Genomic DNA, 23964 nt, shown 5'->3' on the forward strand with positions numbered 1-23964 from the left:
GTCGCGAACCGGACAGTGACCGATCGGTAACCCGAAAGGCCCAAAACCCTGTTGTACCTGCGGTGTACGGGGAGTGTCCCGAGCCCCTCGCGGAGCCCGGGACCGACCGGAAAAAACTTTGATCTTCCGTTATGAAACCGGGCGGGCGCGGTGCGCGTCGAGCAGCGCGGCCGCCGTGAACAGCTCCACGCCGACCGCGATCGCGGACTCGTCCACGTCGAAGTCGCCGCGGTGCAGATCGCGCTTGACGGGGTCGCCCGGGGTGCGTACGCCCAGCCGGGCCATGGCGCCGGGCACCTGCTCCAGGTACCAGGAGAAGTCCTCCCCGCCGAGGCTCTGCTCGGTGTCCTCGACGGAGCCGGCGCCGCGGCGGGCCGTCATGGCGTCGCGGAGCAGTTCTGTGACCACCGGGTCGTTCACGACCGGCGGGACGCCGCGGACGTAGGTGATCTCCGACTTGGCCCCGTGGAGGGTGGCGATCTCGTCGATGGCCGCGTGCACCAGGTCGGGGGCGCCGTGCCAGGCGTTCAGGTCCAGGCAGCGGATGGTCCCGGACAGCTCGGCGAGCATCGGGATGACGTTGCAGGCGTGGCCGGATTCGATCCGTCCCCACGTGACGGAGAGCCCGGAGCGGGTGTCGATCCGCCGGTTCAGCAGCGCCGGGACGTCGACGGCGACCCGGGCGGCTGCGGTGACCAGGTCCGTGGTGAGGTGCGGGCGCGCGGTGTGGCCGCCGGGGCCGGAGAGGGTGACCTCCAGCCGGTCGCAGGCGGAGGTGATGGGACCGGGGCGGAGTCCGATCCTGCCGGCGTCGACCCTCGGGTCGCAGTGCACGGCGATCATCTGCCCGACGCCGTCCAGGACGCCGGACTCGATGGCCTCGGCGGCGCCCCCGGGCAGCACTTCCTCTGCGGGCTGGAAGAGCAGCCGTACGGGCCGGGGCAGCAGCCCCTGGCGGTGCAGCTGGGCCAGGACCAGGCCGGTGCCGAGCACGGTGGCGGTGTGGACGTCGTGGCCGCAGGCGTGCGCCCGGTCGGGGACGGTGGAGCGGTACGGCGCCGAGACCTTGGCGTCGGGGATGGGCAGGGCGTCGATGTCCGCGCGGATGGCCAGCATGGGCCGCGTACGGTCCCAGGTGCCGATGTCACAGATGAGCCCGGTGCCGGTCGCGAGTACGCGTGGCCGCAGACCGGCTTTTTCCAGTCTGGCCTTGATCGCGGCGGTGGTGCGGAACTCGTGGTGGCCCAGCTCGGGGTGCATGTGCAAGTCCCGGCGGAACGCGATCAGTTCGGCACGCAGATTCTCCGGGAGCTTGCCGGGCAGCGCCGGATCGGCCGGCTCTCCGGGCAGGACGGTCAGGGACTCGCGGGACATCAACTGGTTCACCCGTTGAAGGGTAGGCGCACCTAAGGGCCAACTGGCTGGAGATCAGGAAAAGTTCAGCCCGTTAGGGGAAGAAAACCCGGCTTCCAGACGCATAGCCCCCTGGCGCTGGGGGTAAACTCCGCCGCTCATCCGGCCGGGGTGACCGCCGGAGGCGCCCCCGCGAGGGAGCTGAGCCTGCGCACGTCACGCGCGGTGTCGTTCACGTCGGCGAGGAAAGTCCGGGCGCGCGGCGAGGCCGTGCCGGTGAGCCAGGCCGGGTCGACGTCGACCACGGCGACGGTGACGCCGGTGCCCGCCAGTGCGTAGGGCAGGGTGTGGACGACCGTGGACGGAAAGCTGACGATCGTACGACCGACGGGTCCACGCCGGGCGATCAGTTCGAGGGGGAGGTCCGGGCGCACGATCTCCATCCCGGTGGCCTCGCTGAGCGTGCGCAGTTTGTCGTTGCTCTCTCGGCGGTGGGCGAAGTAGCGGGTCGCGCCGTGGGCGCGGGCCAGGCCGCGGACGGCGTCGACGTACCGGGCGGGCTCCACGACCCCGGTCTCCACCAGGGAGGTGCCGACCAGGTCCGTGCCCTTGTGTATCCGCGGCGGCCCGAAGGTGCTGCGGGTCCAGGCGAAGTCGTTGACCCGCAGCCGGACCCCGTCGGGGGCGGTGACGGGCATCGAGCTGAACACCTCGACCCGCTGCCCCGGGCGCGGGGTGAAGCGGCGCCGGGCGGTCGCGGAGACCGGCGCGTAGGCCAGTTCGCGGGTCCGCCCGGCCAGGCCGCGGCCGCCGACCCGGTGCCAGCGCACGAGGCGCTCGCCGCGGGCGATCTGGGAGACGAACTCCATGGTCGCGGTGCCGTCGTCGACGACGACGAGCTCGTCCGCGCTCACCAGGGTGAGCAGCAGCTGCACGTAGCGGGAGAAGGGGTCCCCGACGACGATCCGCTCGGCCCGGCGCACGTCGCGCGCGAGGGCGGCGAGCGCCTTGAGGGGGGCCGAGCCGCCGCCGCGGGCCTCCTGCCACTGCACCTGGTGCCCCGCGTCCCTGGCCAGCCCCGCCATCCGGCGCAGCTGGCCGCGGGACATCGGGTCCACGGGCGGCAGCACGACGATCCGCAGGTTCCGCAGCTCCTCGTACGGCCGTCGGCCGGGCTCCGGTTCCGGCGGCCCGCCGGCCCGGTCCGGCAGCGGCCGGGCCCGGGCCGAGGGCTGGGCCGGTACGCCGCCCAGCAGGGCAGCTCCGGGGCCGGCCGCGCCCCGTCCGGTTTCCGCGTGGGCCCACTCCAGGACGTTCAGCAGCTGGACCGGGCTCTCCACGAAGGCCAGGGTCGTCGCGCGCGAAGTCACCGCGTTCTCCTCGTGTCGGGGGCGGGCCGTACGGGACCGGGCGGGAGGGGTCAGGCCCCGGCGCCGGCGAGCTCGGCGGGCTCGCCCTGGACGCGGCGGAGCTTCTTCATCGGGCCGAGCTCGGACTCGTAGACCTTCTTGATGCCGTCGCCGAGGGCGGTCTCGATGGTGCGGATGTCGCGGACCAGGCGGGCGAGGCCGCCGGGCTCTACGGAGGCGGCCTGGTCGGAGCCCCACATGGCGCGGTCGAGGGTGATGTGGCGCTCGACGAAGGTCGCGCCGAGGGCGACGGCGGCGAGGGTGGTCTGCAGGCCGGTCTCGTGGCCGGAGTAGCCGATCGGGACGTTCGGGTACTCCTCCTGGAGCGTGTTGATCACGCGCAGGTTGAGCTCCTCGGCCTTGGCCGGGTAGGTCGAGGTGGCGTGGCAGAGCAGGATGTTGTCGCTGCCGAGCACCTCCACCGCGTGGCGGATCTGCTTCGGGGTGGACATGCCGGTGGAGAGGATGACGGTGCGGCCGGTGGCGCGCAGGGCGCGCAGCAGCTCGTCGTCGGTGAGGGAGGCCGAGGCGACCTTGTGGGCCGGGACGTCGAACTTCTCCAGGAACGCGACGGCCTCGGTGTCCCACGGGGAGGCGAACCACTCGATGCCGCGCTTGCGGCAGTGCTCGTCGATGGCGCGGTACTCGTCCTCGCCGAACTCGACGCGGTGGCGGTAGTCGATGTAGGTCATCCGGCCCCAGGGGGTGTCGCGCTCGATGTCCCACTGGTCGCGCGGGGTGCAGATCTCGGGGGTGCGCTTCTGGAACTTGACGGCGTCGCAGCCGGCCTCGGCGGCGGCGTCGATGAGCGCGAAGGCGTTGTCGAGCTCGCCGTTGTGGTTGATGCCGATCTCACCGACGACGTAGACGGGGCGGCCGGGGCCGGCGATGCGGGAGCCGAGCTGGCGCAGGCGGGGGGAGGAGGTGGCGGTCATGGCAGGAGACGTCCTTCGGTGGTGGGTGGTACGGGGTGCCGGGGGGCCGGGAACTGCTTCGGGGTGGCCTGGCGCCCCGGCGGGGTCGAGCTGCGGGTCGTTCGGGTGGTGAGGGTCGTGCGGGTGGTGCGGGAGCTGCCGGGCGGCCTCGGGGGCCGGGGGGTCCAGCAGCGGGGCCAGCGCGCGGGCGCGCGCCAGGTCGTGCGGGTCGTCGATCTCCAGCACGCGTGCCGGGTCGGTGTGGACGGGCACGATGTGCCCGAAGAATCGGTGGCCGGCGGCCCGGAAGCCGGCGGCGTCCATGGCGTACGCGGCGCCGGTCTCGAGCAGGTCGAGGGGCCGGTCCTGGCGGCGCGGCCGGTGCGACTCGTCGTGGTTGACGCCGTAGCCGCTGCGGCCGGAGGGGACCGGGCTCTCGCGCCACAGGAAGCCGTGGAAGGGGGCGACCGTCATGGCCGAGTCGGCGCCGTCGGCGACGACCGCGGCGGCGACGCCCTCGACGTCGGAGGCGGTGATGAAGGGGCTCGTCGCCTGGACCAGAAGCACCGCGTCGACGCTCACGCCGTGCAGGGCCTCGAAGGCGTCCATGGCGTGCAGGACGGCGGACTCGCTGGTGGCGGTGTCCCCGGCGATGGCCGCGGGCCGGGGGACCACCTCGGCGCCGGCCTCGCGGGCGGCGGCGGCGATCGCCCCGTCGTCGGTGGAGACCACCACGTCGGTGACGTGTCCGGCGGCCAGGCAGGCCCGGACCGCGCGGGTGACGAGGGGGACCCCGCCGACCGGGGCCAGGTTCTTGGCCGGGACGCCCTTGGAGCCGCCCCGGGCCGGGATGACGGCGAGGACGACCCGCTCGGCGGGGCCGGCGGCCCCGGTGCTGACGTTCACAGTTCTCCCATCCGGCGGATGGCCGGGGCCACCCGCTGTACGCCGTGGCGGTAGGCGCCGCGCGCCGCGTCCCGCAGGGCCGATCGCACGTACCGCCGCACCCGGGACCGGCCGGGCGCCGGGCGTACGGCGCCGGGCAGCGGGGTGCCGTCCGGGCCGAGGTGGTGGCGGGCGAGGATGCCGGGCAGGTAGCCGGGGGCGGTGGCGAGCGTGTAGTAGGGGCTGACCGCGGGCAGCTGCGGCAGCGCGGCCAGTTCGGCGACCCGTTCGCGGGCGGTCGCGAAGGCCTGGTCGTACGGTCCGTCGGCGGCCACGCCCTGGCGGGCGAGCCATCCGGGGTCGGCCTTCGGGCGCAGGCCTTCGTCCAGCTGGTCCCAGGAGGCCAGGCAGCCGGAGCCGAGGAAGTGGTGGTTGCCGAGGGCCTCGCGGACGCCGAGGTCGGTGAGGACGGCGGTGGGGATGCCCCGGTGGAGGGATTCGAGTGCGGCCGTGGAGCTGACCGTCACGAGCAGGTCGGTGCCGTCGAGGACCTCGCCCATGTTCCCGTAGACGAGGCGGCAGTTGGCCGGGAGTCCGCCGGGCAGGCGCTCGGCGAGCTTCTGGTACGGCAGCTCTTCGAGGTGCGTGGTGTGCTCGCCGGGCTTGCTGCGCAGCTTGATCAGCACCTCGCGGCCGGGGTGCAGCCGGGCGTGCTCGGCGGCGCGGCGCAGGATGTACGTACGGTCGGCGCGGCTCTCGGGCACGGAGGGCTGGGCGGCGAAGACGACGGTGTGCGCGCGGCTGGTCTTCTGTTCGTACGGTGCGCCGCCGAGGAAGGGCAGTGCGGTCTCGGTGACGGCTCCGGCGTCGGCGCCGACGCCCTCGTACACGGCGCGGAAGCGGTCCGCGTCGTGGCGGGAGTTGGCGAGGACGACGTCGGCGCCGTGCCGCAGCAGCAGCCCGTCGGCGAGTTTCTCGTAGACGACGCCGACGTAGCCGGTGACGAGGACGGGCCGCCGCGCGGGCTCGGGCCACAGGGCGCGCAGCCCGTGCAGCACGGCCTGGACGGCCCCGCCGACGAGCGCGAGCACGACCACGTCGTATCCGCCGTTCTTGATTTCGGCGAGGAATTCGGCGCAGGTGACTTCCGTCAACCGGTCGGCGCGGACACCCACTTCGCCGAGCTGGCGCGCGGTGGGGGTGGCCCGTCCACGCAGCAGGAATCCCGTCAGGTGACCGTCGGGCTCTGCACAGCCGGGGGCGAGGCGCCGGGCGGTGAGCGCGCCCCATTTCCATCGCGTATCGGAATCGGCGAGTACGGCAACCCGCATTGTCCCGGGAGCACTTACGCCGTTGGTACTTACTGGCACGGCCCGAAGCTATGCCGGAATTCCAGTGATCGGCCCAACGACCGCACAACAGAGGGTTAACAGCCAGTCGACGCAATGCGAATACGGACAGGACACCGGCGGGAACCGTTCTGGTTAAGCGATCCGACGCCCGGAGTTCACCGAAAGTCCTTGCCCGGTCCATGGTGAATGCGGCGCCAAGTCCTAGTGTCACGTGGGTGGTCAAGCTTTCTGTCGTCGTGCCGTTCTTCAACGTGCAGACATACGCACCAGACGCCCTCCGGAGCCTGCGCAGCAATGCGCGGGACGACTTCGAGTTCATCCTCGTCGACGACTGTTCGTCGGACGGGACGCCCGAGCTCCTGGAGCGGGCGGCCCGCGACCTGCCCGGAGCGGTGCACATCAGACACGAGAAGAACGGCGGTCTCGCCACCGCCCGGAACACCGGTCTCGATGCCGCGAGCGGCGAATTCATCACCTTCATGGACGGGGACGACTGGCTCGCCCCCGGTCACCTGAGCCGGGTCCTGGCCTCCATCGAATCGCTGGGCTGCGACTTCGTCCGCATCGACCACGTCCGGTGCACGGGCCGCAACCGCACCGTGCAGCGCGTGCCGTACGGCCCGCAGGGCGAGGTGCTGCAGCCGCGCGAGGCGATCCTGCCCGCCGACCGCACCACCTCGGTCGACTACCCCTTCGCCTGGGCCGGCATGTACCACCGGCGGCTCGCGGACCGCGGGCTGCTGCACTTCACGGACGGCCTGCGGACCGCCGAGGACCGGCCGTGGATCTGGCGGCTGCACCGCGAGGCGGACAGCTTCGCCGCGGTCGGCCTGCCGGGCCTCTTCTACCGGCGGGGCGTCGCGACCTCGCTGACGCAGATCGGCGACGTGCGCCAGCTCGACTTCATCCGGGCATTCGACCAGGTACTGCTGGAAACGTCGCAGGACCGCGATGCGGACCGGCTTATGCCGAAAGCAGTGCGCACCTATTGCGCAATCATTTCGCACCATGTCGGCTCCATTGAAAGGTTCGAACCGGTCGTGGCCAGAAAACTCCGTTCGATGAGCGCGGCCGCGCTGAGGCGAATGCCGCAGGACGTGCTGGACGAGGCACTGAATTCCATGGACACCGAGCGCGCGGGACGCCTGCGCAGGCTCCGGCGCCGCTCCGCCGGCGCGGAGGTGGCCGCCTGATGGCCGCGCGCCGCACCACCCAGATCTTCCTGGCGTCCACGCTCTACGGCACGGCGACCCTCGCCGCCGCCCTCGACGCGGGCTGCTTCGGCCGGGCCGACCGCCGCATCCTGCTCGTCAGCAACAACTCCGCGGTGCCCGAGACCACTCCGGGACCCGCCGAGATGCCCGGCTTCGCCCGGCTCGCCACCCGCTTCGACGAGGTGCGCGACTGGAACGCCGTCATCGAGCCCTTCCACCCGGGCGGCTGGCAGCCCCGCAACGACGACGCCCCGCTGTGGGAGCGGCAGCTGCGGCAGCTGTGGGACCTCGGCGAGGACCGGATACAGCTGATCGTCGAGTCCATCCAGGTCGCCCCCGCCCAGGCCCTCGTCCAGGTCTTCGCCGGCACACCGGTCGAGGTCTACGCCGACGGGCTGATGAGCTACGGGCCCACGCGCAACAAGCTCGACCCGCTGACCGGGGTCCGCATCAAGCGGCTGCTCCACCTCGACCTGGTGGCCGGCCTGGAGCCGCTGCTGCTGAGCGAGTTCGGCGTCCCCGCGGAGATCGTGCCCACCGAGGCCTTCCGCAAGGTGCTCGACGACCTGGCCCGGGACGAGCAGGAGTACGTCCCGGCGCACGAGTCGGGCGAGCGGCCCGCCGTACTGCTCGGGCAGTACCTGTCCGCCCTCGGCCTGATCACCCCGCAGGAAGAGGAAGAACTCCACGTCCGCATGGTCCGCGGCGCCCACGCCCTCGGCCACGAGCACCTCGTGTTCAAGCCCCACCCGAGCGCCCCGGCCCGCTGGTCCCGCATGGTCGAGGAGGAGGCGGAGCGCCTCGGCGCCCGGCTCACCGTCGTGGACGCACCGGTCCTGGCCGAGGTGCTCTACCGGCAGCTGGACCCGGCGCTCGTCGTCGGCTGCTTCTCCACCGGACTGCTCACCGCGTCCGCGCTGTACGGCATCCCGGTCGCCCGCACCGGCACCGGCGCCCTGCTCGACCGCATCGCGCCGTACCAGAACAGCAACCGCGTCCCCCTCACCATCGTGGACGCGCTGCTGCCCGAGCTGGAGGACCCGGCGGCCGTACGGGCCTGGACCCCGCCGGGACCCGCCGCACTGGAGGACCTCACCGGCCTGGTCACGGCCGTCGGGTACGCCATGCAGTCCCAGGTCCTCGCCACTCGGCGCGCCGAGGCGGAGCGCTACCTCGCCCGCCGGCTCGACGACCACACCTGGCGGTACTTCAAGAAGCGGCGGCTGACCGCACTGGGCCTGCCCGGCGCCGTCCCGCCCCAGCTGGCGTTCATCCCGCGCAGCCCGGCCGTGCGCCGCGTGGTCCGCCGGGTACGCCACCTGCGCCGGGCCGCACTCGGATGACCGCCACCGCCGGCCCCGTGCCCGTGCCCGTGCCCGTGCAGCAGCGCGGTGCCCGGCCGCGCCCCGCGGGCCGGCCGCGGCTGCGCGCCCTGGACGGGCTGCGGCTGCTCGCCGCCCTGATGGTCGCGGGGTACCACTACGCGGGACGCGGCGGCGAGGTCGCCAAGTCCTGGGGGCAGTCGCCCCGCGAGCTGTTCCCCGAGTCCGCGCCCTGGCTGGCGTACGGCTGCCTCGGCGTGCAGATATTTTTCGTGATCAGCGGCTTCGTCATCTGCATGAGCGCGTGGAACCGGCCGCTGAAGTCGTTCTTCGCCTCGCGGGTGGCCCGCCTCTACCCCGCCTACTGGGCGGCGATCCTGCTGATCACGCTGGTCTTCGCGCTGCCCTGGGTGGCGCACCGGACCGTGTCCGGCCCGGACTTCCTGGTCAACCTGACCATGCTCCAGCAGCCGCTGGGGGCGGACCGGGTGCTCGGGGTCTGCTGGACCCTCTGGGCCGAGCTGCGCTTCTACGCGCTCTTCGCGCTGTTCGTGGTGCTGCCGGGCGGCGGACGACAGCGGATCCTGCTCTTCTGCGCGGTGTGGACGCTGGCCGCCGCGCTCTCGGACGTGGCGGACGCGCAATTCCTGCGGCAGGCCCTGATGCCGCAGTACGCGCCCTTCTTCATCGGCGGGATCGGCCTCTACCTGGTCCACCGCGACCACCGCGACGTCCCGGCCTGGGGCGTGGCCCTGGCGGGCTGGCTGATCGGCCAGCACTACGCCGTGGCGGGGCTGTGGCACGCCCCGGACCCGCGCTTCTTCTCGTACCGCAGCGCGGGCGTGATCGTGGCCGTGGTCACCGCGGGCTTCGTGGCCGTCGCCCTGATCGCACTGGGCAGGCTCGACTGGATGAACTGGCGCTGGCTGACCGTCGCCGGAGCGCTGACGTACCCCTTCTACCTGGTGCACGAGCACCTGGGCTGGGTCGTCATCCGCGAGCTGCACCAGCGGCTGGGGCTGCCGCCCGCGGCGACCCTGCTGGGGACGGTCGCGCTGATGCTGGGGCTGGCCTGGCTGCTCTACCGGCTGGTGGAGAAACCGCTGACGCCGAGGCTGCGCAAGGCGCTCAGCTGACCGCCAGCTTCGCGGCGAAGCCGAGGAAGAGGACGCCGGCGGCCGAGGTGACACCGGCCGACAGGCGCTTGCGGCGGCGGAAGGCCGCCGACAGCCGGGCACCGCTGAATATCAGCGTGCTCAGGTACAGGAAGCTCGCCAGCTGGCCCAGCGCACCGAGCAGCAGGAACGACAGCGCCGGGTAGGCGTAGTCGGGGTCCACGAACTGCACGAAGAACGACAGCAGGAAGAGGATGGCCTTCGGGTTCAGCAGGCTGACCACCAGGGCGCGCCGGTACGGGCGCTCGGCCGACGGACCGGGCTGCTCCGCGGCCGCCGCCTGCTCCGGGCCCGACCGGCGGGTCCGCCACATCGCCCAGGCGGCCCGCATCATGCCGACGGCTATCCAGGCGAGGTACCCGGCGCCCAGGACCTTCACGATGCCGAACAGCAGCGGGCTGGCCTGGAGCAGCGCCCCCGCGCCGACGGCCGCCAGCACCATCAGCACGGTGTCGCCCGTGAACACCCCGCAGGCCGCGCGGTACCCCTCGCGCACACCGTGCCGAGAGGCGACGGAGAGCACGTACAGCGAATTCGGCCCCGGCAGCAGCACGATCAGCACCAGTGCCGCGAGATACGTCGGAAGATCGGTCACACCCAGCATGCCGACGAGTCTCGCACGCGGGTACGACACTCCCGCCACCGGTTTTCACCAGGTGGAATCCACCGGCACGTACGTCCCCCAGACCGCCCGCAGCGCGTCGCAGACCTCGCCGACCGTGGCCCGCTCCCGCAGCGCCTCCTTCATCGGGTAGAGGACGTTCCCGGTGCCCGCCGCGGCCTCCCGCAGCGCCGCCAGCGCCCGGTCCACCGCCGCGCCGTCCCGGTCCGCCCGCAGCCGCGCCAGCCGCTCCGCCTGCCGCGCCTCGATCGACGGGTCCACCCGCAGCGGCTCGTAGGGCTCCTCCTCGTCGAGGGCGAAGCGGTTCACCCCGACGACCACCCGCTCGCCGCTGTCCGTCTCCCGTGCGATGCGGTAGGCGTTCCGCTCGATCTCGCCCTTCTGGAAACCGCGCTCGATGGCCGCGACCGCCCCGCCGAGCTCCTCGACCCGGCCCATCAGCGCCACGGCCGCCGCCTCCAGCTCGTCCGTCATCGACTCGACCACGTACGACCCCGCGAACGGGTCGACGGTGGCCGTCACGTCGGTCTCGTACGCCAGGACCTGCTGCGTGCGCAGCGCGAGGCGGGCCGACTTCTCGGTGGGCAGGGCGATCGCCTCGTCGAAGGAGTTGGTGTGCAGCGACTGCGTTCCGCCGAGCACCGCCGCCAGCCCCTGGACGGCGACCCGTACGAGGTTGACCTCGGGCTGCTGGGCGGTCAGCTGCACGCCCGCGGTCTGCGTGTGGAAGCGCAGCATCATCGACTTCGGGTCCCGGGCCCCGAAATCCTCCCTCATCACCCGCGCCCAGATGCGCCGGGCGGCCCGGAACTTCGCCACCTCCTCCAGGAGGGTGGTGCGGGCGACGAAGAAGAAGGACAGCCGCGGGGCGAACTCGTCGACGTCCATGCCCGCGGCGACCGCGGTGCGGACGTACTCGATCCCGTCGGCCAGCGTGAACGCCACCTCCTGCACGGGCGAGGCCCCCGCCTCCGCCATGTGGTAGCCGGAGATGGAGATGGTGTTCCAGCGGGGGATCTCGGCCCGGCAGTAACGGAAGACGTCGGCGATCAGCCGCAGCGAGGGCGCGGGCGGGAAGATGTACGTCCCCCGCGCGATGTACTCCTTGAGCACGTCGTTCTGGACGGTGCCGGTCAGCCGGTCGGCCGGCACGCCCTGTTCCTCAGCGACCAGCTGGTAGAGCAGGAGCAGCAGGGCCGCCGGGGCGTTGATCGTCATCGAGGTGGAGACCCGGTCGAGCGGGATCCCGTCGAAGAGCACGCGCATGTCCTCGACCGAGTCGATCGCGACGCCGACCTTGCCGACCTCGCCGTGGGCGAGGGGGGCGTCGCTGTCGTAGCCCATCTGGGTGGGCAGGTCGAAGGCGACCGACAGGCCGGTGGTCCCGTGCTCGATCAGCTGCCGGTAGCGGGCGTTGGACTCGGCGGCCGTGCCGAAGCCGGCGTACTGCCGCATGGTCCAGGGCCGTCCGGTGTACATCGAGGGGTAGATCCCGCGGGTGAAGGGGTAGCCGCCCGGTTCGCCGAGCTGCCGCTGCGGGTCCCGGCCGGGGTGGTCCGCGGGCCCGTACACCGGCCGGATGGGCAGCCCCGATTCCGTCTCGCGCGCCATGTGCAGTACCTCCGTGTCAGGACCGTGTCACGTAGTGGCAACATCGTCGCGCCGTCCGCAACCGTGCACGTCCGGGCGGCATCCATTAGGTACACACGCAGATTTTCGGGGGAGAGCAATGCGCCGTAGCGCCGTCATATTCCACACGTTCGCGGCAGTCGCCGCCATGGCACTGGCGGCCGGCTGCGGTCCGCAGGAGGAGCCCGCCGGTACGGGCACGGGCACGGGCACCGGGGCGGCCACCGCCGCTCCCACGCCCTCCACGGACGACAAGCCGCTCGGCGAAGGCCCCTCGGCCTCCGGCGAGCCCACCGCCTCCGCCCCCGCCTCGGACGGTCCGCTGATGGCGGACGGCACGGAGAGCGAGAAGGTGCGCGAACTCCAGGCCCGACTGCGGCAGCTCGGCCACTTCAAGCGCAGCCCCACGGCCTTCTACGGCACGCTCACCGCGACGGCGGTCAAGGCCTTCCAGCAGGACGAGCAGCTGCCGGTCACCGGCACCGTGGACGGGAAGACCTGGCAGGAGCTGCTCGCCTCCTCCCGCAAGCCCACCGAGAACGAGCTGAACCCGCCCACCACCAAGGAGCCGGCCGCTCCGGACCCGCGCTGCCTGACCGGCCGGGTGCTGTGCATCAGCAAGGAGAGCCGCACCCTCGCCTGGATGATCGACGGCAAGGTGGTCTCGGCGATGGACGTCCGCTTCGGCTCCGAGAACACGCCGACGCGCGAGGGCGAGTTCAAGGTGGACCGCAAGGAGGTCAAGTGGACCTCGACGCTGTACCACACGGAGATGCCGTACTCGATGTTCTTCAGCCGGGGCCAGGCCGTGCACTACTCGGCCGACTTCGCGGCGCGCGGCTACTCGGGCGGTTCGCACGGCTGCGTGAACGTCCGGGACAAGCAGCGGCTGGCCTCGGTGTTCCGGCAGGTGAACGTGGGCGACAAGGTCGTCGTCTACTGGTGAGCCGCGGAGGCGGCGGAACGTAGGGGGCGCGGGCAGGGCCGGGGGAACGTGCCCCGCCCGCGCCGGTTGCGCAGAGCCCAGGGGTACGGGGGGAACCCCGGCTCATGCGCGGCCGATGACCAGTCGGCTCACTAGGTACTGCGCCGACCGCTCGAAAAGTGTTACAGCCGTATGTGCGCCGCCCCGCTGCGACGTGCGGACACGCTGCCGGGCACCCAGCGAACGGGCTTGGCCGCGGGGTATTTCCGGCGGATGTTCCCGGCGGGCTTCGCCGGTTGCCCTAGCGGGCGTCGCGGCCGAAGCCGAGGGTCGGCAGCCTGCCGCTGTCGTCCTCGGGGACGGTGCCGCCCGGCGGGGTCTGGAGGATGTCGTCGTCCCCGTCGCCCTCGTCGCGGCCGCCGGAACCGCCCGAGCCGCCCGAGCCGCTCGAACTGCCGAGCTTCGCGTCGCAGAACTTCTCCAGGCTGATGCCCCGGGCCGCACGCACCAGCCGCTGCCGGCGCTCGCCCGCGAGCCGGCCGGCCCGCAGCTCCTTGCAGAGGGCGGTCACGACGGTGGCGTCGTCCTTGGTGTCCCCGCCGTCCGTACCGCCGGCCGCCTTGTCCTTGCCTCCGCCGCCCCCGTCGCCGGCCCCTCCGACGTCCTTGCCCTTCGTCCCGCCCTGGCCGCCTTCGGCATCGCCGTCCGGGCGGATGCCGCCCTCGGTCGTGGCCTGCGGGTCGGCGGTCTCCGGGCTGCCCGAAGGGCCCTCGGACGCGCGTAGCTTGTCGGCCGGGACGCCCACGGCAGGATCCTGCGAGGCGGTGGGACCGGTCTCTTCCGGCGCGGGTCCGATGCCGACCGAGACGGAGGGGGCGGGGCCCGCAGCGTCGCGCAGGTCGGGGATCAGGCCGGTGGTCGCCGCGGTGGCGACGCCGCCGACGGCGATGGCAGCGACGGACGCGGCGAGCGCGAAGCGCAGCGGGCGCCGGACCCGGCGGCGTACGGCCGGGGTGCGGGTGATCTCGGGCACGCCCAGCCGGACGGTCAGCGGTTCGTCGGCCGCGGCCCGGTGCGGGACGGCCCCGGCGGAGCGGGCGGCCCGGAAGGCCGCGAGGGCGGCTTCCTCACCGGGGAGTACGGCGGCGTCGGCGGAGCGGGGGGCCGGGACGAGGGCGTCGAGGGCGTCTGCGAGGCGCGCGGCTTCGTCCTGTGCGCGACGACCCCCGGCGGGCTCGACCGGTTCGCCGCGCAGCAGTTTCTCCGCCGCGGCACCGTCAAGCCACCTGTAGCGATCGTCGGCCATCACATGTCCTTCTGCGTCCGCCAACGCGATTGCGTCACACCGGACCGTTCCACGGGACCGTCGCGGTGTGCCCGCGGTGCCGGTACGGCGTCGAGATCCCGGCTGCCCCCCTGACCGCCGGAGCCCCCGGGGTCACCGGGCGCGCCTTGGTCATCCGCATTATCCCCGAACTCGCTTCCGAGCATCTCGGCGAGTCTTTTGAGGCCGCGGTGGGCTGCCGTGCGGACCGCTCCGGGCCGCTTGCCGAGGGTCTCGGCGGCGCTCTTGGCGTCGAGCCCGACGACCACGCGCAGCACGACGGCCTCGGCCTGGTCCTGCGGGAGGCGGGCGATGAGGGCCATGGTGCGGCCGGTCGACAGGGATTCCATCGCCTCGACGGCGGTGTCGCTGTCGGCGGCCCGGCCGGTCAGTTCCGTCTCGTCGCCGCCGACGGCGGGGCGGCGGCCGCGCATCCGGACGTGGTCCAGCGCGCGGTTGCGGGCTATTCGTGCGGCCCAGCCCCGGAAGCGGTCGGCGTCCCCGGTGAAGGAGCCGAGGTCCCGGGCGATCTGCAGCCAGGCCTCGGACGTGACGTCCTCGGCCTCCGTGTCGCCCACGAGCGTGCGTACGTACCCGAGCAGGCGCGGGTGCACCGTGCGGTACACAGTCCGGAAGCCGTTCTCGTCGCCGCACTGTGCCGCGAGCACCGCGGCGGTCAGCTCCGCGTCGTCCCCCAGCAAAGTCCCCAACCCGTTCACTGTCCTGTACGTCCTGCGCAAATCAGCACGTTACGGCTTTCAAGTACCTGTCGTCCACGAGTTGTACAACCAGCAACCATTCGTGCGCGAAGCGGGGTGTGACACAAAACGCACCCGCGACGCTGAGAGGGGTACGGGCTTGTCGCACGAGCCCGTAACGGACGGCGGCCGGGGCCTCTCCTGTGGGGGGTGGCGGCCTCGGCTGCCGCTCCGGATCCGCACGCCCCGCCGTCCTGCCCGCGTCGCGCCCGTCCGCCGCTTCGCCCCCTCCCCCTCGTAAGGGTGAAATCCGCGTATCCGTACGACGGTGCCGCCCGGCCCTCGATAGCTTGGCCGCACACCCCCGTCGCGCCCCGCCCCGAGGAGCCCCCCGCTGTCCAGCCACTTCCCGGCCCAGGTCCGCGGCAGCTCCGGGCTGGCCCGCTTCAACGCCGCCCCGGCCGAGGAGGCCGAGGACGCCCTGCTGCACTGCTGCGGCAGCCGGCACTGGGCGCACCGGATGGCCGCCCACCGACCGTACCCGGATATGGACGCCCTTCTGGCCGCTGCCGACGAAGCAGGGTACGACCTCGCCCCCGAGGACCTGGCGGAGGCCCTGGCCGACGAGTCGTCCGCGGAACTGCACCCGACCGCCCCCTACGCCGCCCACCTCGCCCTCCACGCCGCCCACGCGGAGTACGAGCGGAAGTTCGGGCACGCCTTCGTCATCTGCCTCGACGGGCACCCGGCCGAGGAGCACCCGAACCACGTGCTGGCCGGTATCCGCCGCCGGATGGCGCACGCGGAGGAAGAGGAGCGGTCCGTCGCGGCCGACGAGCTGCGGCGACTCGCCCGGGGGCGGCTGATCGCACTGGTTGACGGGGTAGGCGCCGTAAGCCCGCAATGGGCCGGTTCCAGCCTGTCGGATAGTCCGTCCGTGCCTGTTTGATCACACCAGAGGCCCCCGGGCGAAGGAACCGACAAAGCGTCGCTACGATGTCCGGGGCCGGAGGACCGTACCCGGCCGGGCCCGACCGACAACGAAGCCGGCTGGCCCCCGCCCCGCTTCCGGAGGGTTTTCCGTGCCGGCTGGAACGTTGTACCGCGGCCGGGAAGGAATGTGGTCCTGGGTGGCTCATCGAGTCACCGGCGTCCTCATTTTCTTCTTCCTGTTCGTACACGTCCTCGACACCGCTCTCGTCCGCGTCTCCCCCGAGGCGTACGACGATGTCGTGGCTACCTACAAGACTCCGATCGTCGCGCTGCTGGAGTACGGCCTCGTGGCCGCAATCCTCTTCCACGCGCTGAACGGACTCCGTGTCATCGCCGTGGACTTCTGGTCCAAGGGCCCCCGCTACCAGAAGCAGATGCTCTGGTCCGTCGTGGGCGTCTGGGTCGTGCTGATGGCCGGGGCCCTGTACCCCGTACTCGGCCACGCAGCTGCTGAACTGTTCGGGAAGTGACGCACATGTCTTCTGACACCTCTTCCGCGATCGGCGACGTGCAGGGCGTGAGCCTCTACGACGTCGAGAACCCCGCCCCGTACATCGAGGCCCCGCGCAAGCGGACGGGCAAGACGCCCCGCTCCACCCGCGGCAACTTCGAAATGGCCGCATGGCTCTTCATGCGCCTGTCGGGCATCGTGCTGGTCGTCCTGGTCATCGGCCACCTGCTCATCCAGCTGGTGCTGGACGGCGGCGTGTCCAAGATCGGCTTCGCCTTCGTGGCCGGCCGCTGGGCCTCGCCCTTCTGGCAGGTCTGGGACCTGCTGATGCTGTGGCTGGCGATGCTGCACGGCGCCAACGGTCTGCGTACCGTCATCAACGACTACGCGGAGCGCGCCAACACGCGGCTGTGGCTGAAGGGCCTGCTCTACACCGCCACGGTGTTCACCATCCTTCTGGGCACGCTGGTGATCTTCACCTTCGACCCGAACATCCGCTAGGCACGGGGCTGAGGCAAACCACGATGAAGATCCACAAGTACGACACCGTCATCGTCGGCGCCGGCGGCGCGGGCATGCGCGCCGCCATCGAGGCGACGAAGCGCAGCCGCACCGCCGTCCTGACGAAGCTGTACCCGACCCGCTCCCACACGGGCGCCGCGCAGGGCGGCATGGCCGCCGCGCTGGCGAACGTGGAAGAGGACAACTGGGAGTGGCACACCTTCGACACGGTCAAGGGCGGTGACTACCTGGTCGACCAGGACGCCGCCGAGATCCTGGCGAAGGAGGCCATCGACGCCGTCCTCGACCTGGAGAAGATGGGCCTGCCGTTCAACCGCACCCCGGACGGCACCATCGACCAGCGCCGCTTCGGCGGCCACTCGCGCAACCACGGCGAGGCGCCGGTCCGCCGGTCCTGCTACGCCGCGGACCGCACCGGTCACATGATCCTTCAGACGCTGTACCAGAACTGTGTGAAGGAGGGCGTGGAGTTCTTCAACGAGTTCTACGTCCTGGACCAGCTGATCATGGAGGTCGACGGCGTCAAGAAGTCGGCCGGCGTCGTCGCGTACGAGCTCGCCACCGGCGAGATCCACGTCTTCCAGGCGAAGTCCGTCATCTACGCCTCCGGCGGCACGGGCAAGTTCTTCAAGGTGACCTCCAACGCGCACACCCTCACCGGTGACGGCCAGGCGGCCTGCTACCGGCGCGGTCTGCCGCTGGAGGACATGGAGTTCTTCCAGTTCCACCCGACGGGCATCTGGCGCATGGGCATCCTGCTGACGGAGGGCGCCCGCGGTGAGGGCGGCATCCTCCGCAACAAGGACGGCGAGCGCTTCATGGAGAAGTACGCGCCGGTCATGAAGGACCTCGCGTCCCGTGACGTCGTCTCGCGCTCCATCTACACCGAGATCCGTGAGGGCCGCGGCTGCGGTCCCGCCGGTGACCACGTGTACCTGGACCTGACGCACCTCCCGCCGGAGCAGCTGGACGCGAAGCTCCCGGACATCACGGAGTTCGCGCGCACGTACCTCGGCATCGAGCCCTACACGGACCCGATCCCGATCCAGCCCACCGCGCACTACGCCATGGGCGGCATCCCGACCAACGTCGAGGGTGAGGTCCTCTCGGACAACACCACCGTCGTCCCCGGCCTGTACGCGGCCGGCGAGGTCGCCTGCGTCTCCGTGCACGGCGCCAACCGCCTCGGCACGAACTCGCTGCTGGACATCAACGTGTTCGGCAAGCGCTCCGGTATCGCGGCCGCGCGGTACGCCGCCGAGAACGACTACGTCGAGCTGCCGGAGGACCCGGCGTCCCTCGTGGTCGAGCAGGTCGAGCGGCTGCGCAACTCCACCGGCAACGAGCGGGTCGCCGACCTGCGCCTGGAGCTGCAGGAGACCATGGACGCCAACGTGATGGTGTTCCGCACCGAGCAGACGATCAAGACCGCGGTCGAGAAGATCGCGGAGCTGCGCGCGCGGTACAAGAACGTGGCGATCCAGGACAAGGGCAAGCGGTTCAACACGGACCTGCTGGAGGCCATCGAGCTGGGCAACCTGCTCGACCTGGCCGAGGTCATGGCCGTGTCGGCGCTGGCCCGCAAGGAGTCCCGCGGCGGTCACTACCGCGAGGACTACCCGAACCGCGACGACGTCAACTTCATGCGCCACACCATGGCGTACCGCGAGGTCGGCGACGACGGCACGGACTCGGTCCGCCTCGACTACAAGCCGGTCGTCACCACCCGCTACCAGCCGATGGAGCGTAAGTACTGATGGCTACCCCGACTCTGGACAAGATGGAAGAGGCGGCCGCGGCCTCCCCGTACATCACGGTCACGTTCCGGATCCGCCGCTACAACCCCGAGGTGTCGGAAGACGCCCAGTGGCAGGACTTCCAGATCGAGATCGACCCGAAGGAGCGCGTGCTCGACGGTCTCCACAAGATCAAGTGGGACCTCGACGGCACGCTGACCTTCCGCCGCTCGTGCGCGCACGGCATCTGCGGCTCCGACGCGATGCGGATCAACGGCAAGAACAGGCTCGCCTGCAAGACGCTGATCAAGGACATCAACCCGGAGAAGCCGATCACGGTCGAGGCCATCAAGGGCCTGACGGTGATGAAGGACCTCGTGGTCGACATGGAGCCCTTCTTCCAGGCGTACCGCGACGTCATGCCGTTCCTGGTCACCAAGGGCAACGAGCCGACGCGCGAGCGCCTGCAGTCCGCCGAGGACCGCGAGCGCTTCGACGACACCACCAAGTGCATCCTGTGCGCCGCGTGCACGTCCTCGTGCCCGGTGTTCTGGAACGACGGCCAGTACTTCGGCCCGGCGGCGATCGTCAACGCGCACCGCTTCATCTTCGACTCGCGTGACGAGGCCGGCGAGCAGCGCCTGGAGATCCTGAACGACAAGGACGGCGTGTGGCGCTGCCGCACGACGTTCAACTGCACCGACGCGTGCCCGCGTGGCATCGAGGTCACGAAGGCGATCCAGGAAGTCAAGCGCGCGCTGATCACGCGCCGCTTCTGACCTTCTGGTCCGACCTTCCGGTCGGCAGGTTCACCGAAGGCCCGCGCCCCCTGGGGGTGCGGGCCTTCGGCATGTGTCACCTCACCGTCACCTCACCGCAGCTGGGAGGTGATGGTCGGGTCGGTGATCTCCGTATCGGCCGCCAGCAGCAGTGCCTTGCTGAGGATGACGGCCAGGGTGCGGTCCCCCTCGAAGGGCAGGTATCCGCTGTCCGGCGCCGCGGCGGCAGCGGCACTGCCGCCGGGCACGATGCACACGTACTGGTCGTTCGGCGTCCGCAGGATGTTGCCCGAGCCCAAATGGATCTTGTACGTGTGGAGCTCGCCCTTCACGTGCAGGAACCGGCCGTCGAGCGTGCACCGGTCCGCGATCGCGAGCCGCGGCACCAGCCGCTCCAGCAGCGCCCTGCGGGTCTGCGCGCTCTGGTTCAGCTCCCCGAAGCCGTACGACGTCCAGTACTCGCGGAAGCGGCCGCCGGGCCCGCCGTCCGACCAGGTGGGGTCGTTGCCCACACTGGCGACGCCGACGAACAGGTCCACGTCCCGCAGCACTTCGCTGAGCACCAGCTCGGGGATCCCGCCGAGCGGCAGCGGCTCCACCGGGTCCTGTCCGTCGCGCAGCCACATCGTGTACGCGCCGCCGTACGTGCTCGCCTCGTTCTGCGGCGCGTCGATCGGGTAGAAGCGCACCTGGTCGGTCCGCAGGCGCAGGTAGCTGCCGGAATCCGTGGTGTCGGTGCCGTAGTCCTCGCCCTCGCCCTCGATCCAGTACTCGGCCCGCAGCCCCCACTGCGGCAGCTCCCGGACCGCCGGCGGCGCCGAATCGTCCACGCACAGCCGCAGCTTGTTGCGCCAGCCGCGGACCGCGGCGAGCGAGTGGAACTGGTGCTGGCGCAGGACGTGCGCGGCGAAGCGGTTGGAGTACGTGCCGGTCGCCCGCTCCGCGTCCGTCAGCACGTACACCTCGCGGTGGGCCTGCTTGAACGGCTGGGTCACGCGCAGCGCTTCGAGGCGCTCGCGCCAGGCCGAGACCTCGGCCGCCTCCCGCCCAACGGGGTGCCAGAGCGTGACCTCGGCCGAGGAGGTGGCGCACACCGGGTCGCCGTCGACGCTGCGGAGGTCCGTGCCGTCGAACAGCACCGGCAGCCCGCCGACCGTCCAGATCAGCCGACGGGCCAGCGTGCCGACCAGCGGGTGGTCGAGGTACCGCTCGCGCCACACGGCGTACCGCCAGGTGCGGCGGGCCAGGAACTGCCGGTCCAGCCGCTCTGCCTGCGCCGACAGCGTCTTCTCGATGTCCTTCACTGCGGTCTTGAGCTCCTTGAGCTCCTCGCCGTGCTCGCGCCGGACCGCGGCGGGCACGCTCTTCACCGCCTTGCCGGAGGCATTCGTCCACGCCGTGTCGACACGGGTGCCGCGGACCTCCAGCCGGACCCTTACCTCGCCGAACCGCCGCTCGGCCACGCCGACGTCCGTGAGCCCGTACGCCGGAACGGCCAGCTCCTCGATCTCGTCCCGGCTCAGCCCGAGCACCGCGGCCCGGTCCTCCAGCGCGCCGTCGAGGAGCTTGAGGGTGCCCTTGTACGTCACCCGGGTGCCGAGCCGGGCCAGCTCCGCGAGCGCCGCCTCGCCCTCCATCCGGGCCAGGGCGTTGACCCCGGCATTCGCCACCTTCGGATTGCGCGGGCCCAGCCCCGCGACCTTGCGCAGGGCGCTCTCCACGACCGCCCCGAGCGTCCGGGCCGTGTCCGGGCACGCCGGCAGCAGACTCGCCAGCCAGACCAGACCGCGCAGCGCGTTGGCGTTGAACGGATCGAACGCGGCGTTCACGTCGGGCTCGTACGCACCGGGCTCCAGCAGGAACGTCCGGGGCCGGCCCACCAGGGCCAGCCACGACAGCACGGCCTCCCGGACCTCCTCCGCGCCGAGCTCGCCGATCAGGGCCAGGGCGCCCTTGTCCCAGCGGGCGGAGGGCTTGGCGGCCGTCGCCGTCAGCACGTACCGCAGCAGACCGTGCCACCGCTCGTCGGCCATGGCCCGCTCGGCCCACTCCTCGCCGACGTTGAGCACCGGCTCGGTGAGCTGCGCGGCGACCTCGGCGATGTCCTTGCGGCCGTACCCGTCCGAACTGCGGCGCAGGGTCGCGATCGCAGCGGGCGGCAGCTGCCGCCCGGCGGCGAGCTCGGCGCGGGCGACCGCTTCCCAGCCCCGCCCGTACCAGAAGGACGACTGGCGCCCCAGCATCTCCAGCGCCGCCCGCCGCTCGGCCACGAGCACGTCGACGGGCAGGTCGTGCAGCAGCGTGCCGAGCAGCACCAGGATGCTCCGCCGCACCGGGGAGTCCTCGTGCTGCTCCCCGAACCGGTCGGCGAGCGCGTGCGCGAGCTGCTCGCGCCGGGCGGCCGGCAGCTCGCGCACCGCGGCGAGCGCCATCCCGCGCTCGCCGTACCAGTAGTTGTCGTAGTGGCGCGCCGCGAGGAGGAGCGCTTCGGCCAGCTCTCGTACGTCGTCCCCGCGCGCGGCCAGCACCACGGCTGCGGCGTACTCGCCCTCGTGTCCCATCTCAGCCCCCCACCAGTGCCACGAGCTTGAGGAAGGTGACCTCGGTGCCGAGCGGAAGCTCGACCTCCTCGTCCAGCTCGGTGATCTGCCGGTCCCCCACCAGCACGAGGAAGCCGTTGCGCGCGAAGGCCTTCAGCGCGATCTCCGTCTGCACTTCCGGGTCCACGGGAGACTTGCGGGCAGCGTGGGCCTTGCAGGTCTCGTGGGCCTTGCAGGTCTCGTGGGCGGTGGGTGTGTGGTGCGGCGCGGCGACCAGGGTGGCCGCGCGCTGCTCGGCGACCTCCTGGAAGACGCGGCGCCGGATCAGCTCGCGCAACGCGAGCCGCTCCTCGGCGATCTCGATCCCCCAGCCGTCGGCGCGGCTCCCCGCAGTCGTCTCGTCGACGAACGTCACCATTCCCATGACCACGACGGTAGAGGGCCCCACTGACAATTCGATGGTCGGGCGGGTGTTCGGCTGCGACGATGCCGTGGTGATCATTTCTCATGATGTGGACGGTCCGGCCGACGCGCCGGCCGTGATCCTGCTGCACTCCTCCGTCTGCGACCGCCGCATGTGGGACCCCCAGTGGAAGCCCCTGGCCGAAGCCGGCTTCCGGGTGGTGCGCGCGGACTTCCGCACCTGCGGCGAGTCCCCGGCGGCGACGGCCCCGTACTCCGACGAGACCGACGTCGTCGCCCTCCTCGACGACCTGGGCATCGGCCGGGCCACCCTGGTCGGCGCCTCCTACGGCGGCCGGATCGCCCTGCGCATCGCGGCCCTCCACCCGGAGCGGGTCACCGCCCTCGCACTGCTCTGCGCGGGCCGGCCGGGCCACGAGCAGGGCCCGGAGCTCGATGCGTTCGACGAGGCCGAGGAGGCCCTGCTGGAGGCGGGCGACCTCGAGGGCGCGGTCGACCTGAACGTCCGCACCTGGCTGGGCCCGGAGGCCACCGCGGCCACCCGCGCCCTCGTGGCGGAGATGCAGCGCGGCAATTTCGTGTCGTGGGGGGTGGGCGGGGGCGGCGGCGAGGGAGTCGGTGAGGGCGACGGCTCCGACGGCTCCGACGGCTCCGACGGCTCCGACGGCTCCGACGGCTCCGACGGCTCCGACGGCTCCGACGGCTCCGACGAGGAGAACTACGAACTCCCCGGGCAGGATGTCGACCTCACCACCATCGCGGCCCGCACCCTCGCCGTCGGCGGCGCGCACGACCTCGCCGACTTCCGCGAGATCGCCGCTTCCCTCCCCTCCCTGCTCCCCCACGCCCGCCACGTGGAACTGCCGTGGGCGGGCCATCTGCCGTCCCTGGAACGGCCGGAGGAGATCACGAAGCTGCTGCTGGAGTTCTTGGGGGCGGAGGCGGCCTGATTGCCGACGGCTCGCTCCCCCGCCCTTCCGTTCCTACCGCTCCACGGAGCGGGCCGCCATGGCCAGGGCCGCCACCCAGCCGATCACGGACCACCCGAGGAACAGGTTGATCACGAAGACCGACCCGCTGTTCGACACCCCTCGCGCGACGGCAACCACCGTCGGAACGAAGTAGAACAGTGCCAGCACCACGATCACTGACGCTTCCATCGCCACCCCCGCACTCTCAAGTCCGCGTTCCCGCTCGCCTTCGCTTTCTCCTTCGCTTTTCTTGGTAGCAGCGCCCCACCCCTGCGCCTACGCCTCACCCCCGGCCCACCCACAACCCGCCCTGAACCCGCCCGCCGGACGCCCAGGCGGGGGTGGGGGCGGGGCGGGGGCTACTGCGGGCCAACGCTCTGCCGGTGAGCGGGCCGCACTGGCGGCTGCCCTACCGGACCCGCCCTTCTCCCCCGAGCGGGTCCGGTCACCGGCGCTCGGCTGAGCCGAGGTGTGCTGCTGTCGGGGTGACGGCGGGAGGGGCCCGGCGCTCTGCCGGCTCGGCCCTCCGCCCCCAAGCGGGACTTCCCCGTCCGGCGTTTGCCCACCCGCCCCCTCGGCTGAGCCGAGTCCTGCTGCGGTCAGCGTGATGCCTGGCCGGTGTCAGTGGCCTCTTCCGGCAGGTCGGGGACGTGAGTGGTGGGCGGGGTGATGGGGGCGTGTTTCCGGTGGGTCGGGGTTTGGACGGTTCTCCGTGGTCTGCCCGCAT

The 23964-nt window shown here is 72.0% G+C and carries 21 protein-coding genes and 1 pseudogene; 10 read left to right on the forward strand and 12 right to left on the reverse strand.

The annotated features are described in order from the left end of the window. Positions 1 to 129 precede the first annotated feature (129 nt). From ACZ7H1_RS24755 to ACZ7H1_RS24775, 5 genes and pseudogenes are all read right to left on the reverse strand, one after another. Positions 130 to 1374, reverse strand: coding sequence for an amidohydrolase (locus ACZ7H1_RS24755; protein WP_470789769.1), 1245 nt, complete (start codon positions 1372 to 1374; stop codon positions 130 to 132). Between the two features lie 137 nt (positions 1375 to 1511). Then, on the reverse strand, positions 1512 to 2723 hold the full coding sequence (locus ACZ7H1_RS24760) for a hypothetical protein (protein ID WP_470789732.1): 1212 nt from the start codon (positions 2721 to 2723) through the stop codon (positions 1512 to 1514). A 50-nt stretch (positions 2724 to 2773) separates the two neighbouring features. Next, positions 2774 to 3697 carry an N-acetylneuraminate synthase family protein gene (locus ACZ7H1_RS24765; RefSeq protein WP_470789770.1) on the reverse strand — a complete coding sequence of 308 codons (924 nt, stop codon included), beginning with the start codon at positions 3695 to 3697 and terminating at the stop codon, positions 2774 to 2776. A gap of 474 nt (positions 3698 to 4171) precedes the next feature. Beyond that, positions 4172 to 4582 (reverse strand): annotated as a pseudogene (locus ACZ7H1_RS24770) (acylneuraminate cytidylyltransferase family protein); the annotation flags it as partial. Further along, the gene (locus ACZ7H1_RS24775; protein ID WP_470789734.1) at positions 4579 to 5892 is read right to left on the reverse strand and encodes a DUF6716 putative glycosyltransferase; all 1314 of its coding nucleotides are present in this window, start codon (positions 5890 to 5892) and stop codon (positions 4579 to 4581) included. The pseudogene ACZ7H1_RS24770 and the gene ACZ7H1_RS24775, both read right to left, overlap by 4 nt. Before the next feature lie 236 nt (positions 5893 to 6128). Between ACZ7H1_RS24775 and ACZ7H1_RS24780 the strand changes: the two genes are divergently transcribed. The 3 genes from ACZ7H1_RS24780 to ACZ7H1_RS24790 are packed head-to-tail and all read left to right on the forward strand — an operon-like array spanning position 6129 to position 9585. Further along, entirely contained in the window at positions 6129 to 7106 is a 978-nt protein-coding gene (locus ACZ7H1_RS24780; protein WP_470789736.1) for a glycosyltransferase family 2 protein, read from the forward strand. Continuing rightward, positions 7106 to 8470 (forward strand): polysialyltransferase family glycosyltransferase, encoded by a 1365-nt coding sequence (locus ACZ7H1_RS24785; RefSeq protein ID WP_470789738.1) that lies wholly within the window; start codon positions 7106 to 7108, stop codon positions 8468 to 8470. Before ACZ7H1_RS24780 ends, ACZ7H1_RS24785 begins: the two co-directional genes overlap by 1 nt. Next, positions 8467 to 9585, forward strand: a complete 1119-nt coding sequence (locus ACZ7H1_RS24790) for an acyltransferase family protein (RefSeq protein WP_470789739.1) — start codon at positions 8467 to 8469, stop codon at positions 9583 to 9585. The genes ACZ7H1_RS24785 and ACZ7H1_RS24790 overlap by 4 nt, the downstream gene beginning before the upstream one ends. Here ACZ7H1_RS24790 and leuE read toward each other — a convergent pair. Together leuE and ACZ7H1_RS24800 are read right to left on the reverse strand one after the other, a co-directional pair. Further along, entirely contained in the window at positions 9578 to 10228 is a 651-nt protein-coding gene (leuE, locus tag ACZ7H1_RS24795; protein ID WP_470789741.1) for a leucine efflux protein LeuE, read from the reverse strand. The two genes, ACZ7H1_RS24790 and leuE, sit on opposite strands and share 8 nt — an antisense overlap. Positions 10229 to 10273: 45 nt before the next feature. Then, positions 10274 to 11857, reverse strand: coding sequence for an acyl-CoA mutase large subunit family protein (locus ACZ7H1_RS24800; protein WP_470789743.1), 1584 nt, complete (start codon positions 11855 to 11857; stop codon positions 10274 to 10276). Positions 11858 to 11975: 118 nt separating this feature from the next. Here ACZ7H1_RS24800 and ACZ7H1_RS24805 point away from each other — a divergent pair, with 118 nt between their 5' ends. After that, entirely contained in the window at positions 11976 to 12821 is an 846-nt protein-coding gene (locus ACZ7H1_RS24805; RefSeq protein ID WP_470789745.1) for a L,D-transpeptidase family protein, read from the forward strand. A gap of 280 nt (positions 12822 to 13101) precedes the next feature. Here ACZ7H1_RS24805 and ACZ7H1_RS24810 read toward each other — a convergent pair whose 3' ends face one another. Continuing rightward, positions 13102 to 14106: a hypothetical protein gene (locus ACZ7H1_RS24810; RefSeq protein WP_470789747.1), complete on the reverse strand. Its 1005-nt coding sequence runs from the start codon at positions 14104 to 14106 to the stop codon at positions 13102 to 13104. After that, a complete protein-coding gene (locus ACZ7H1_RS24815; RefSeq protein ID WP_470789772.1) occupies positions 14106 to 14825 on the reverse strand; it encodes an RNA polymerase sigma factor in 720 nt (239 codons plus the stop codon). Before ACZ7H1_RS24815 ends, ACZ7H1_RS24810 begins: the two co-directional genes overlap by 1 nt. Before the next feature lie 391 nt (positions 14826 to 15216). Here ACZ7H1_RS24815 and ACZ7H1_RS24820 point away from each other — a divergent pair, with 391 nt between their 5' ends. From ACZ7H1_RS24820 to ACZ7H1_RS24840, 5 genes are all read left to right on the forward strand, one after another. Next, positions 15217 to 15771, forward strand: a complete 555-nt coding sequence (locus ACZ7H1_RS24820) for a 2-oxo-4-hydroxy-4-carboxy-5-ureidoimidazoline decarboxylase (RefSeq protein WP_470789773.1) — start codon at positions 15217 to 15219, stop codon at positions 15769 to 15771. 133 nt (positions 15772 to 15904) lie between these two features. After that, on the forward strand, positions 15905 to 16285 hold the full coding sequence (gene sdhC, locus ACZ7H1_RS24825; RefSeq protein ID WP_328968883.1) for a succinate dehydrogenase, cytochrome b556 subunit: 381 nt from the start codon (positions 15905 to 15907) through the stop codon (positions 16283 to 16285). 5 nt (positions 16286 to 16290) lie between these two features. Beyond that, positions 16291 to 16767: a succinate dehydrogenase hydrophobic membrane anchor subunit gene (locus ACZ7H1_RS24830; RefSeq protein WP_470789749.1), complete on the forward strand. Its 477-nt coding sequence runs from the start codon at positions 16291 to 16293 to the stop codon at positions 16765 to 16767. A gap of 23 nt (positions 16768 to 16790) precedes the next feature. Beyond that, positions 16791 to 18545: a succinate dehydrogenase flavoprotein subunit gene (gene sdhA, locus ACZ7H1_RS24835; RefSeq protein ID WP_470789751.1), complete on the forward strand. Its 1755-nt coding sequence runs from the start codon at positions 16791 to 16793 to the stop codon at positions 18543 to 18545. Beyond that, on the forward strand, positions 18545 to 19303 hold the full coding sequence (locus tag ACZ7H1_RS24840; RefSeq protein ID WP_470789753.1) for a succinate dehydrogenase iron-sulfur subunit: 759 nt from the start codon (positions 18545 to 18547) through the stop codon (positions 19301 to 19303). Before sdhA ends, ACZ7H1_RS24840 begins: the two co-directional genes overlap by 1 nt. Before the next feature lie 92 nt (positions 19304 to 19395). On the opposite strand, the gene ACZ7H1_RS24845 is transcribed toward ACZ7H1_RS24840, so the two are convergent. Continuing rightward, positions 19396 to 21864 carry a DUF4132 domain-containing protein gene (locus tag ACZ7H1_RS24845; protein WP_470789755.1) on the reverse strand — a complete coding sequence of 823 codons (2469 nt, stop codon included), beginning with the start codon at positions 21862 to 21864 and terminating at the stop codon, positions 19396 to 19398. A 1-nt stretch (position 21865) separates the two neighbouring features. Then, on the reverse strand, positions 21866 to 22267 hold the full coding sequence (locus tag ACZ7H1_RS24850; RefSeq protein WP_470789757.1) for a hypothetical protein: 402 nt from the start codon (positions 22265 to 22267) through the stop codon (positions 21866 to 21868). Here ACZ7H1_RS24850 and ACZ7H1_RS24855 point away from each other — a divergent pair. Further along, positions 22266 to 23216, forward strand: coding sequence for an alpha/beta fold hydrolase (locus ACZ7H1_RS24855; protein ID WP_470789758.1), 951 nt, complete (start codon positions 22266 to 22268; stop codon positions 23214 to 23216). The two genes, ACZ7H1_RS24850 and ACZ7H1_RS24855, sit on opposite strands and share 2 nt — an antisense overlap. Positions 23217 to 23249: 33 nt before the next feature. Here ACZ7H1_RS24855 and ACZ7H1_RS24860 read toward each other — a convergent pair whose 3' ends face one another. Then, positions 23250 to 23426 carry a superinfection immunity protein gene (locus tag ACZ7H1_RS24860; RefSeq protein WP_470789760.1) on the reverse strand — a complete coding sequence of 59 codons (177 nt, stop codon included), beginning with the start codon at positions 23424 to 23426 and terminating at the stop codon, positions 23250 to 23252. Positions 23427 to 23964 lie beyond the last annotated feature (538 nt).

The organism is Streptomyces sp. NPDC037401 (assembly GCF_055602345.1).